The sequence below is a fragment of the Enterococcus sp. DIV1726a genome, assembly GCF_051710985.1.
GTDB lineage: Bacteria > Bacillota > Bacilli > Lactobacillales > Enterococcaceae > Enterococcus_B > Enterococcus_B hirae.
This window is the reverse complement of the sequence record NZ_JBIOLS010000001.1, coordinates 1,627,916-1,640,847: the sequence shown is the minus strand read 5'-3', so window position 1 is coordinate 1,640,847 and position 12,932 is coordinate 1,627,916. Positions and strand designations below refer to the sequence as shown.

Annotated in this window: 10 protein-coding genes; 9 read left to right on the top strand and 1 reads right to left on the bottom strand. The window is 38.2% G+C overall.

The genetic code is table 11. The features are described 5' to 3' along the window. Nucleotides 1-49 precede the first annotated feature (49 nt). From cdaA to IGJ27_RS07320, 4 genes are all read left to right on the top strand, one after another. Entirely contained in the window at nucleotides 50-937 is an 888-nt protein-coding gene (gene cdaA / locus IGJ27_RS07335; protein WP_010737735.1) for a diadenylate cyclase CdaA, read from the top strand. Next, nucleotides 934-2,091: a CdaR family protein gene (locus IGJ27_RS07330; RefSeq protein WP_178305893.1), complete on the top strand. Its 1,158-nt coding sequence runs from the start codon at nucleotides 934-936 to the stop codon at nucleotides 2,089-2,091. Before cdaA ends, IGJ27_RS07330 begins: the two co-directional genes overlap by 4 nt. Nucleotides 2,092-2,114: 23 nt before the next feature. Then, nucleotides 2,115-3,473, top strand: a complete 1,359-nt coding sequence (gene glmM, locus IGJ27_RS07325; protein ID WP_010718960.1) for a phosphoglucosamine mutase — start codon at nucleotides 2,115-2,117, stop codon at nucleotides 3,471-3,473. Nucleotides 3,474-3,766: 293 nt separating this feature from the next. Further along, complete coding sequence (locus tag IGJ27_RS07320; protein WP_178305894.1) at nucleotides 3,767-6,004, top strand: fibronectin type III domain-containing protein; 2,238 nt, start codon at nucleotides 3,767-3,769, stop codon at nucleotides 6,002-6,004. Between the two features lie 166 nt (nucleotides 6,005-6,170). On the opposite strand, the gene glmS is transcribed toward IGJ27_RS07320, so the two are convergent. Further along, nucleotides 6,171-7,979: a glutamine--fructose-6-phosphate transaminase (isomerizing) gene (glmS, locus tag IGJ27_RS07315; RefSeq protein ID WP_178305895.1), complete on the bottom strand. Its 1,809-nt coding sequence runs from the start codon at nucleotides 7,977-7,979 to the stop codon at nucleotides 6,171-6,173. 399 nt (nucleotides 7,980-8,378) lie between these two features. On the opposite strand from glmS, the gene IGJ27_RS07310 reads away from it, so the two are divergent. From IGJ27_RS07310 to tig, 5 genes are all read left to right on the top strand, one after another. Continuing rightward, nucleotides 8,379-8,669, top strand: a complete 291-nt coding sequence (locus IGJ27_RS07310) for a hypothetical protein (protein ID WP_010737730.1) — start codon at nucleotides 8,379-8,381, stop codon at nucleotides 8,667-8,669. Nucleotides 8,670-8,681: 12 nt separating this feature from the next. Then, the gene (gene sppA, locus IGJ27_RS07305) at nucleotides 8,682-9,710 is read left to right on the top strand and encodes a signal peptide peptidase SppA (RefSeq protein ID WP_010718964.1); all 1,029 of its coding nucleotides are present in this window, start codon (nucleotides 8,682-8,684) and stop codon (nucleotides 9,708-9,710) included. A 2-nt stretch (nucleotides 9,711-9,712) separates the two neighbouring features. Then, a complete protein-coding gene (locus IGJ27_RS07300; protein ID WP_178286119.1) occupies nucleotides 9,713-10,366 on the top strand; it encodes an RDD family protein in 654 nt (217 codons plus the stop codon). Between the two features lie 114 nt (nucleotides 10,367-10,480). Continuing rightward, nucleotides 10,481-11,422 carry a hypothetical protein gene (locus tag IGJ27_RS07295; RefSeq protein ID WP_010737728.1) on the top strand — a complete coding sequence of 314 codons (942 nt, stop codon included), beginning with the start codon at nucleotides 10,481-10,483 and terminating at the stop codon, nucleotides 11,420-11,422. A 146-nt stretch (nucleotides 11,423-11,568) separates the two neighbouring features. Continuing rightward, nucleotides 11,569-12,855, top strand: coding sequence for a trigger factor (tig, locus tag IGJ27_RS07290; RefSeq protein ID WP_010718967.1), 1,287 nt, complete (start codon nucleotides 11,569-11,571; stop codon nucleotides 12,853-12,855). Nucleotides 12,856-12,932: the final 77 nt, after the last annotated feature.

Genomic DNA, 12,932 nt, shown 5'->3' with positions numbered 1-12,932 from the left:
ACATATGATATACTTAAAGGGAAATCTCAAAAGAGAAGAGAGGCTTTTTATGTCATTTCAAATCGGGGAACTTTTTAATTTAGAGTATTGGCAACAAATGTTTTCCGGTGACTTATTTTCTCTGAATTTTTTGGTAAACATACTGGATATTTTAGTCGTATGGTATTTGGTTTACAAACTGATCCAGCTACTAAGAGGGACGAAAGCGATCCAATTGCTCAAAGGCGTTGCCATCTTTATCGTGATTCGAATTGCGGCTGAGTTGATTGGGCTACACACGCTGTCATGGCTGATGAATCAAGTCATAACTTATGGTGTGATTGCAGCAATCGTTATCTTCCAACCAGAGATTCGTCGTGGGTTAGAACATCTGGGAAGAAGTTCGTTATTCAAACAAACGAAAAGCGAACAGCAAGAAGACGAGAAGATGATCCTATCCTTTGATAAAGCTATTCAATATATGTCGAAACGTAAGATTGGTGCTCTGATTACGATCGAGCGTCATACTGGTTTGGATGAGTATATTGAGACAGGCATTGCATTGGATGCAGATATTACTGGTGAGTTACTCATTAATATCTTTATCCCCAATACGCCGCTGCATGACGGGGCAGTTATTGTCAAAAATGGAAAAATTGCAGTTGCCAGTGCCTATTTACCTTTATCAGAAAGTATGTTGATTCCAAAAGAATTTGGAACACGTCACCGAGCTGCTGTCGGTATTAGTGAGGTCAGCGATGCAATAACTATCGTGGTCTCGGAAGAAACAGGAGATGTAAGTATCACTTTAGACAATCAATTGATACCAGGGTTATCGCAAGAAGAGTATTTATCGATCTTACGAAAACAACTAATTGTAGAAGAAAAAAATAAAAACAAAAAGAATGGGCTTCAATCTTTCTTGGACGCAATGACTAAGGGAGGGGATCGGAAATGATCTCAAAAGAAAAGCGTACGAGTATTCTGTATGGGTTTGTTGCGTTATTGTTTAGTATCATTCTTTATTTCAATGCGAATGGTCAAACGATGCAAAACACATTATCTGGAAACGAGTCCTATTCGCAGACAGCTTCTGATGTTTCGATCCAACTTTTATATGATACCGATAAGTATTATATCCATGGTTACGAAAACACTACTACTGTCAAATTGGCTAGTGCGAATCGTATCCAGTTGATGGCTGAGGCAAATGAAGACACCCGTACCTTTAGGGTCACCGCAGACTTAGCACAGCTAGGTGAAGGAACCCACGAAGTGCCATTGAAAATCAAAAATCTAAGCAGCGCTGTCACCGCTAAGTTGCAACCGGAAACGATCACGGTTACAATTGAAAAGAAAGTGACCAAAGACTTTGAAGTTAAAGCTATTCTGCCAACAGAGACGACGCCTTCTGGTTATAATTTAACTGAAACAACTGTCGATCCAACGAAGGTCACGATCACCACTGGAGATAAGACTTTAGCGGAAATTCATCAAGTGGTTGCAAAAGTCAACCCGTCAATGATAACGGACGATGGTGTGAATAGCAATGTATCTGTACAAGCGTTAAATTCAGCTGGTGAGCCGTTGAGTATTGTTTCTGATCCAGTGCAAGTCAACGTCACGTCAGATGCAATCAAACCGAAAAAAACGGTTAGCCTATATGGTATTCAACAAGGGACAAAAGGCGAAGGAATTAAGAACTATAATTTCAAGTTTTCCGAATTAGAGGCTGAAGTCACAGGGACGACGGAACAACTTGCTCAAATAGGGGATAGTATCGCTGTGCCTATCGACATATCAGGAATTACTCATCGAACGACTAGGACGATTCAGATTCCTGTTGAACAAGGAATGAGCGTCTCGCCTAAATCGGTTAAAGTTGAGATAACACCAGTGCTGGAATCGACAACTAGTGATTCTTCAGTCGATAAAAATCAAAGTTCGACTAAAAGGAATGACTCAACAACGTCAACGACAAAGTCGACTACATCGAGCACGTCACTTTCTAGTGTCCAGACAGAAAGCAAGCAAACTTCTGAAAGTACAGATTCGAGTGAATCCACTATGCAAAGTACACAAGAGAGTCAAACGTATTCTTCGGAAAATTAAGTTAAAGGAGCAAATTTACAATTATGGGTAAATATTTTGGAACGGATGGTGTCCGTGGCGAAGCCAATAAAGAATTGACACCAGAATTAGCGTTTAAGTTAGGTAGATGTGGCGGATATGTATTAAGCCAACATGAAACAGAAGGGAAACGTCCACGGGTTTTAGTTGGGCGTGACACCAGAATCTCTGGGCAAATGCTAGAAGAAGCCTTAATTTCTGGTTTGTTATCAGTTGGTATTGAAGTATTTCAACTTGGCGTCATTTCCACACCAGGAGTTGCTTATTTAACAAGATTGCAAAAAGCCAATGCCGGCGTGATGATTTCTGCTTCACATAATCCTGCACAAGATAATGGAATCAAATTTTTTGGTGCTGATGGGTTTAAATTAGTGGATGAACAAGAATTAGAAATTGAAGCATTGCTTGATGCCGAAGTGGACGAATTGCCACGTCCTTCAGCAGAGGGATTAGGAACAGTAGAAGAATTTCCAGAAGGCTTATTAAAATATTCTCAATTCTTAGTGCAAACGATCAATGGGGATCTATCAGGCCTAACCGTTTGTGTCGATGCGGCAAATGGGGCGACAGCAACTTCTGTCAACCGTTTATTCGCAGACTTAGAAACAGATTTTTATACGATGGGTACCAGCCCTAATGGCTTAAATATTAACGATGGTGTTGGTTCAACACACCCTGAAAAGTTAGCTGAAATGGTTGTTGAAAAAGGCGCCGATGCCGGTTTAGCATTTGATGGTGATGGGGATCGAATTATTGCAGTGGATGAACTTGGGAACATCGTTGATGGTGATAAAATCATGTTCATTTGTGCGAAATACCTTTCAAAGAAAAATCGTTTGAAAAAAGATACGATCGTTACAACGGTCATGAGTAATTTAGGATTCCATAAAGCGGTGGAAGAAATTGGCTTGAAGGACGTAGTTACTCAGGTTGGTGACCGCTATGTTGTAGAAGAAATGCGAAAAAATGATTATAATTTTGGTGGAGAACAATCTGGTCATATGGTCTTCCTTGACTTTAATACTACAGGTGATGGAATGCTATCAGGAATCCAATTACTGAATATCATGAAGCAAACTGGGAAGAAATTATCCGAGTTAGCGAGCGAAGTGACGATCTACCCACAAAAATTAGTAAATATCCGAGTAAGCAACAAAAATGGTGCAATGGAAGTTCCAGCGATCAAAAAAGTGATTGAAGAAACTGAGGCTGAGATGGCTGGTGAAGGAAGAATTTTAGTTCGTCCTTCTGGAACTGAACCATTATTACGTGTCATGGCTGAAGCGCCAACGGATGAAAAAGTAGCATATTACGTGGATAAGATTGCTGCAGTTGTTCGAGAAGAGATCGGACTTGAAGAATAAGAACTAAAATTTTTCTCATTTTAATAGTAATCGACTGTTATTTACAAAAATGTTTTCTTGTTTTTGTGAATAACAGTTTTTTTGTCTGTAGGAAAACAAATTTGGGTTGCTGTCAAATGCTTGTTCCAAGATAACTACTTTTTTGTATAAAATTAGCGTTGGGTTTAGAATATTCTCCGTTAAAAGTTGTTATGATAGAACTTTAATTTCTAATTATACGAAAAAAAGGGGCTTTTTTTATCTCTGAATAGATTAAACTAACTTGCGAAACAACTAATTTAGAGGAGGTAAATATGAAAATTTTCAAAAAACTGATTCGATTGATGATGATTGTTTTTCTATTTGTAAAACCGGTCATTGTAGTAGCGGTTGATCCATCTTATGCACCCTCTTATCAACTAGCAGAAGAGGTGATTATAAAAAATGGTGAATTTAATGATGGGTTGAATCACTGGATCGTTTCCAATCCTGGAAGTAACAATCCTGCACTTGTGACAGATGAAAGTGGCAATCATTATGTAATGGCATCAAATGGAGAGAATATCCTGCAATATGTTCAGTTAAAACCGAAAACGACCTATCAATTCACTTATTATGTGATCGGAGACCCTTCGTTTCCAGCAATTGTGGAATTTGGCACGCTTAATCATGGGGAAGGGTTTATTTCGTTGAAGGATGAGAGACATTATAATGATGCTTGGAAACAACATGAATTTAGCTTTACGACTCCGGAAGGTGAAAATACATATATTATCCGTTTTGCGTCTAGTGGAAACGGGACAGCATATTTTGATAACGTTCAAGCCACTGCATTAGATTTGGAAGCTCCTACCAATCCTAAAAATCTGAAAGTCAACGACGTTTCAAGTGATAGTGTTAGCTTGTCTTGGGAAGCTGCAACAGACAACGTAGGCGTAATGGGTTATTTGGTTTATCGAGACAACCAACTGATTCAAACAGTCACTGATGCAGACCTCGCCTATACCGACAATGGATTAACGGAAGATACTACCTATACGTATGAAGTGAGAGCAGTTGATCAAGCGGGGAATGTATCAGTAGCGAGTAATGCAGTGACGGCTAGGACAAAACTGGCGAGTAGCAGCCCGCCTGCAGTGCCTTTGAATTTAAAAGTCACTAGTGTAACAACTGATAGTGTCAGCTTATCGTGGGAATCAGCGACAGATAGCATTGACGTAATCGGTTATATCATTTATCGAGACAATCAGTTAATTCAAGGAGTGATTGGTGCGGAGGAAGTAGCATACACGGATATAGGATTAATGGAAGATACGATGTATACATATCAAGTGAGAGCAGTTGATCAGGCAGGAAACATATCAGAAATGAGTAATACAGTAACAGCTAAGACAAAACCAACAGAAGAAATTCTTCCTCCCGCAGCTCCTTTGAACTTGCGAATCGATGATGTAACAACTAACAGTGTCAGCTTGTCATGGCAAGAAGCAATCGATAATGTTGATGTAGCTAGTTATAACGTTTATCGAGATGATCAGTTGGTTCAAACGCTAACTGGTACGGACTTAACCTACATAGATACAGGGTTGATGGAAGATACCACCTATACCTATATAGTCAAAGCTGTTGATCCATCAGGGAATCTATCAGAAGCAAGTAATGCGGTAACGGCTAGGACAAAATCAGCAGAAGATCTGACTCCTCCTACGGCTCCTTTGAATTTACGAATCGATGATGTAACAACTAACAGTGTCAGCTTGTCGTGGGAAGCAGCAATCGATGATGTGGGTGTCACTGGTTATCACGTCTATCGAGACGATCAGTTAGTCCAAACACTTTCTGGTACGGACTTAACTTACATAGACACAGGATTGATGGAGGCTACCACTTATACCTATAAAATCAGAGCGGTTGATCAAGCTGGTAATCTATCAGAAGCGAGTAATGCAGTGAAAGCAAGAACGAAAATGACAATGGAGGTAAGTCGCCCGTTGCCCCCTACTAAACTGAGATCAGCCCGTGTCACAGAACATGAAGTGGCTTTAATGTGGGACGCACCTGATGAATCAAAAGAAATCATGAGCTATCAAGTTTATCGAAACAATGTATTGGTAGGAGAAGTAGCGGGGGAAACCTCACTATATACTGATAAAGATTTACAGGAAAATACGAAATATTCTTATGTAGTTAAATCGAAAAACAAAGAAGGGAATCTCTCGGAAGAAAGTAATAAAATCATTGTGCAGACAAGCAAAAAACATGAGACGGTTCCTCCTTTAGAGGAAGAGATAGTAAAAGAATCAACGGAAAAACCACCTGTGGCAAAAGAAACCGAAACAATAAATAATGGAGCGATTAATAAAGGAAAAGAGGAAGCAAAAGTGAATAAGAATACTGCTAAAAAGGTGAGTAAACAGTTACCAGCTACGGGTAATAAAGTTAGTCCATTGCTACAACTACTGGGGCTAACCATAGTGAGTGCAACAATCCTGTTATCTTACAGGAGACAAAAAAAGAGCCATCAAGCAAAACAGCCCGGAACTAATGCTTAGCTCCTTTAGATGGGGGACTCGATGCAAAATAGGTTAAAACAATAAAAAGTCATTTTCGAACTGATTGATGACTACACAAAAAAGCCAAAAAGGCAATGAAAATTAAATTTCATTGTTTTTTGGCTTTTTTCATGGTGATACATGCTATATTTTTTTAACCTTTTTCCTATTCAACGGTCACTGATTTTGCCAAATTTCTCGGTTTATCAACATCAAGACCTCTTAGCAAGGTCGCATAGTAGGCAATCAATTGTGTAGGGATCACTGTGATTAATGAAGTGAGTAAAGGATGAACAACAGGCAATACTAATTGGTCATCTGGTCGATCTAAACCTTTTGTAGCCATAACCAAAGTTTTTGCTCCACGACTTTCCACTTCTTTTAGATTTCCTCTCGTGTGTGCACCTGTTATCTCTTCGCTGATCATCCCGATAACCGGTGTGTTCGTTTCAATCAGCGCGATCGTACCATGTTTTAATTCCCCAGCTGCGAAACCTTCTGCTTGGATATAACTGATTTCTTTTAACTTCAATGCAGCCTCTAAAGAGACAGCATAATCTGTTCCACGTCCAATATAAAAAGCGTTTCTTGCATCCATTAGATAGTCAGCTGCTAACTCCTGTAAGTAGTCCTTTTGAGAAATTAGTTCTTCCATGCCATTCGCTACGATACTAAGCTCGTGCGTTAGATCGAATTCTCTAGCTGAAGAAAGATTTTTTTCATGACCAATTCCTTTAGCAAGTGCAGCTAAAACAGCGATTTGAGCAGTATAAGCTTTTGTTGAAGCCACGGCGATTTCAGGTCCAGCATGTAGTAAAAGAGTGTAAGAAGCTTCCCTTGATAAAGTAGAGCCGGGTACATTAGTGATCGTCAATGATGGGTAATTCAATTCATTCATTTTCACGAGTACTTGTCGACTGTCTGCTGTTTCTCCACTTTGGCTTAAGAAAATAAAAAATGGTTTCTCTGAAAGTAAAGGCAAATTATAACCAAATTCACTTGCAAGGTGGACTTCCACAGGAATACGGGTTAATTGTTCTAAAATAGGTTTTCCAACTAAGCCAGCATGGTAACTCGTTCCACAAGCAACAATGTAGATACGGTCACTGTTTTTAGCTGTTTCTAAAAGTTGTTTGTCCATCAGTACTTCATTCTCATGGTTCACGTAAGTTTGGGCAATCTTTCGCATAACGATCGGTTGTTCATCGATTTCTTTCAACATGTAGTAAGGATAAGTGCCCTTTTCAATATCAGCTGCATCAATTTGTGCTTCAAAAGAAGTTCGTTCAACTGGTTGACCTGAGATCGTTTCGATTGAAATCTCATTTTTAGTGACGATCACTAATTCGCCATCTTCAATTTCAACAAATTCTTTCGTATAAGCCAGCATAGCCATTGCGTCGCTGGCGATAACATTGAATCCGTCTCCCAGACCAATTAAGAGAGGGCTTTTGTTTTTAGCGACAAAAATTTGATCTGGCAGAGTACGATCAATTAATGCGAAAGCATAAGAACCTTTGATTAATTGAAGTGTTTTGACAAAGGCAGATTTTGTATCCAGTCCTTCATTTGCAAAAAATTCAATAAGATGAGCAATGATCTCAGTATCCGTTTCCCCTGAAAATTGATCCGTTTCTAAATAATCATTTTTTAGTTCAGCAAAGTTTTCAATTACACCGTTATGGACAAGAACAAAACGTCCGCTTTGAGAAGTGTGAGGGTGCGCATTTTTTTGAGAAGGTTCGCCATGAGTTGCCCAACGAGTGTGACCGATTCCGATTGTTCCCGCTGTTTCGTTTGTTAGCTTATCCTTTAGGTTCTGAATTCTACCTTGTGCTTTGACCAAAAAATCATTTTCGTCATTCGCAACAAAGATTCCAGCCGAATCGTATCCCCGATATTCTAATTTTTCTAAACCATTGATCAATCCGGGTGTTACGTTTTCTAATCCAATCATTCCGACAATTCCACACATAAAAAACATCCTACTTTCTATAATATAATCATTATGAAAGTTTCCAGCTGCTGGAATCGATTTTTGTTCTATCTTCACAGATAGGTTTTGATCGATTCTATAGAGTGCAGTCCCTAGGGTCATCCGCCGAATATTTCGATAAACCCTTTCCTCGTCATCTGTAACTACAGACCAGGCGCTATTCCTTAAAATGATAATGGTATATCTAAACTCCTTTTTCGTATTTTTCTGGAAACTTCTTAAATGATAACGTTGTTGTGTGATGTTTGTCAATAAAAAAGAGAAAAAATAAAATTGGTCTATATGGTTGTGGCGGGAGGATCGAAATGAAGTTTTGACTATCATCTTTTTGCAGACTTCGGTACAATATGAGAGTAAGTAAAAGAAGGAGGATGAAAAATGGCATCAAATATCGCAGTCTTGACATTAGGCATGCTAAAAAAACAGTTGGCCGAACTTGAAAAAGTAAATACAGTGGATGATGAAACCAAAATCTTTTTAGATACTGGTTGGGATAGTATCCAAGAAATTGCGCCTGATGCGTTGACTATTGGAGAAGCGCAACAATTCGTAGTAGAAGATGAGTGGACAAAAGAGAAGTTCAATGGATTTACATTAGTCGAAAAAGCAGAAAAAATGAATGCAACTGGAGAAAAAGAAACAGTGATCGTTATCAAAAATTTATATTAAGCGAGGGAGAGTATGAATAAAAAGCGTTGGATAGCAGTGTTGATTGCGGCAGGCTTATTGGTTGTTTCGTTGGTATCATCTAGCCTGACGTCAAATTCAAAAGAAGAAAAGCAAATGAGTGGTTTGAATAGCTTATTATATGGCACTAATGAATTATCGCCCACGGTTCTGGAAGAAGGAGATAGTTCAGAAAAAATCGTAAAATTGACTGTTGATGGGACGATCACTAGTGATGGAACATCAGGTTTGTTTGCAACAGAAGGATACAATCACGCTAAGTTTATGGAGCAATTAAATGCTATAAAAGAAGATAAAACGATCAAAGGGATGATGTTAGAAGTCAATTCTCCTGGTGGTGGTGTTTATGAAAGTGCAGAAATAGCTAAGACAATCAGTGATATCCGAAATGAACGAAATATTCCAATGTATGTCAGTATGAAAAATACAGCTGCTAGTGGCGGATATTATATCTCAGCTCAAGCAGATAAAATCTATGCAACAGAGGAAACAGTCACTGGGTCCATTGGTGTCATCATGTCAGGTCTTAATTATTCTGGTCTTTTAGAAAAATTAGGGATCGAGGATACGACGGTAAAAAGTGGTGCATTGAAAGATATGGGTTCAAGTACTAGACCACAAACGCCAGAAGATCAAAAAGTCTTACAAACTTATATCGATAATGCCTACAATCGATTTGTCAAAGTAGTCAGTACTGGACGAAATCAATCAGAAGAAGAAGTCCGAAAAATTGCGGATGGTCGTATTTATGATGGCGAACAGGCGAAAGCAGTCGGATTAGTGGATGAAATTGGGTATCCACAAGACGCGTTAAAAGCGATGAGAAGTGAGCAACATTTAGAAAACGCTCAGTTAGTAGAATATGAAACGAATACTACTGGTTTTGCAAACACATGGTTCGGTTCGAAACTTGCTCAGCTTCAAGGCCTAAAAGCTTCTGAAACAAGTCAAATCTTGTCTTTCTTAGAAAATCAAGGAACCGTTCAATCACCAAAGGCAATGTATTATTACGGAGGTGAGTAAGCATGACGAAGCAACCAGAAGATTTATCTTCACATAACAAGGCAGATCGTCCTGCTGTGGGTCCAGATCCAGGCTTTTCTCAAAAAGTACTTCAATCTTTTAAAGAAAAACCACTATCTGAAAGTGAAATCAAAGTTAAGCAACAACAATGGCAACAGTATACCGAAGATAAAGAGGAAAAAATCAATGTAAATGACTTTCCTAAATATTTTTATGCAGGATTTTGGATAAGATTTTTCGCTTTTATTGTGGATCTGATTTGTATTGGCTCAATCACACGGTTGACCATTGGATTAGCGGCTAATTTAGACTGGTTAAAAGTATCCGATTCTTATTTAAGTATTTATGGTTTTGCTGCTTTGCTGATTTACCTTGGTTATTTTATTTTATTCACGAAATTAAACCATGGACAAACAATAGGAAAAATGATTTTTGGGATTCGTGTGATTTGCTTTAATGAATCAGATTTGAGTTGGACAACAGTGCTAGTGAGAGAAGGCGCTTGTCGGTTCATTTTGAAATTCCCATTACTTTTTGTTGGCTATTTACCGACAATCTTTAATCAAAGAAAACAGCATATTGGTGATTATTTTTCAAATACGAGTGTAGTCACGCTAAACCTAGTCAAAGCCTTTAATCAAGAAATTAATGCTTGATTCATTTTATTTTTTCAACATGGCAATCTAAAAAAGATTGTCATGTTTTTTTATGTTTGATACTATAGTTTTATTCATGATTTTACTGGCAAAGAGTCGAAGGGAGAACGAACATTGGAGCCGATTGATTTTCCTGATAAATACGAAAATCTTATGCGTCTAGCGCAACAAGCATTAGCTGATCATCAATATTTACAAGCAAAGACATTTTTACAACGAGCATTGGAGCTTAAAGGAACATTTGAGGCGAATCGTCTACTTGTCCTTTGCTTAGTTGAGCTAGATGAAAAAAAAGAAGCGCTGAATCAGGCGTTTCCTTATGAAAATGACTACCTGACAGATGAAAAAGTGGCAGCTTTTTATTTTGATCTGCTGATCCAAACAAAAGATTATCTTTATGCTCGCAAGTTAATTGCCAGCTATGATTTTTCTGATTTATTTGAGCAACTCATGGTAGAGAAGATCCAACAAGCAGAAAATTTCACGAGTCAAAATGACCGTCAAAAAATACGTAAGATTCATCTTAGTGTTGAAAAAATGCCGACAATGCCACCTGCAGAACAACTTTTGGTTGTGTCTGAGATTGAAGAGTTGCCTTATCATGAATTGGTACAAACAATCAAAAAAATGATTATCTTACCAGAGATCCACTTATTAGTGCGAGCGAAAATGTTAGAGTCACTCGTGCAAGTGAAGAAACACCAGCCAGTTGTTTATTTAACGATGGATCAGACGTTTATAGAAGTCATACCTGCAACATTACCAAAACCAGAAAAGCAGAAGGCTTATGAACAGTTAATGCGATTAGCAGAAGCTTATGAAGATCAAGATGCCTATCTTAGTACAGTGCTAAAAGAAGAATTTATGATGCAATCCGCTCTTCTTTATCCTGTTTATGATACATATGTCGGTGATCCCCAAAAATGGTTTGCTGATACACTTAGCATGTATGATCCAAACTATAATAATAGACAAACAGAAGCAGAGGAAGCAGATTTCCTAGAAAAAAGAGGAAATATTTTAAGGGAAATGCTACTCTTTCAAAGTGACCGTTGACACTTATCAGATAAAAAAGTCATGAAAAACGTGGATTCTAACCATTCAATATGTTTACAATTTGAAAGGGTTAGTGTACTATTTAAGGGTATGCATGAAACGTTTTTGATGTATAAAATGAATTTTCTAAACTCGGAGGGAACTAAATGACTGCAACATTTGAAAAAAAAGGCACAAACGATGGTGTTTTAAAATTTACGATTGCGCAAGATGAAATTCAAAAAGGATTGACAGCTGCGTTTAATAAAGTTAAAGGAAACTTGAACGTACCAGGGTTCCGTAAAGGGAAAGTTTCACGCCAAGTATTCAACCGTATGTACGGAGAAGAAGCTCTTTATGAAGACGCATTGAATGCTGTCTTACCTGAAAGCTATGAAGCAGCAGTTAAAGAAGCAGGTATCGAACCTGTATCACAACCTCAAATCGATGTTGAAAGCATGGAAAAAGGGCAAGATTGGGTGATCACTGCTGAAGTAACAGTTAAACCTGAAGTGAAATTAGGTCAATATAAAGATTTAGTTGTTGAAAAACAAGACCGTGAAGTTACTGAAGCGGATGTGGAAGAACGTATCAAACGTGAACAAGAAGCTCAAGCAGAATTAGTAATCAAAGAAGATGCTCCAGCAGAAAATGGCGATACTGTAGTGATTGACTTTGAAGGCTTTGTTGATGGCGAAGCATTCGATGGCGGAAAAGGTGAAAACTATTCACTAGAACTAGGCTCTGGTTCATTCATTCCTGGCTTTGAAGATCAATTGATCGGTAAAAAATCAGGTGAAAGCTTAGATGTAACAGTTACTTTCCCAGAAGACTATCAAGCAGAAGACCTTGCTGGTAAAGAAGCAGTGTTCAAAGTAACGGTTCATGAAGTAAAAGCTAAAGAAGTACCTGAATTAGATGACGAATTTGCAAAAGATGTAGATGATGAAGTTTCTACATTAGCAGAATTGAAAGAAAAATATCTAAAAGAATTGACAGAAGCAAAAGAAAAAGAAGCAGAAGACGCAAAAGATGAAGCTGCAATCCGCTTAGCTGTTGAAAATGCAGAAATCGTTGATCTGCCACACGTGATGGTTCACGATGAAGTACACCGTTCAATGGATGAATTTTTGAACAACATGCAACGTCAAGGAATCTCTCCTGACATGTACTACCAATTAACTGGTTCTACAGAAGAAGACTTGCACAAACAATTTGAAGGCGAAGCAGAAGTACGCACAAAAACAAATCTTGTAATCGAAGCTATTGCTAAAGCAGAAGGACTAGCAGCAACAGAAGAAGAAATCAACGCTGAAATCCAAGAATTATCTGAGACATACAACATGCCAATCGAACAAATCAAACGAGTGTTAACAGAAGATATGTTGGAACATGATGTGACAATGAAAAAAGCAATCGATTTGATTACTGGAACTGCTACTGAAGCAAAATAATCATCTTTTATTGCATTTTATCAAAGAGGAAACTGAGAGGTTTCCTCTTTTTGCATATTTTCGATTTTTGGTTCTTG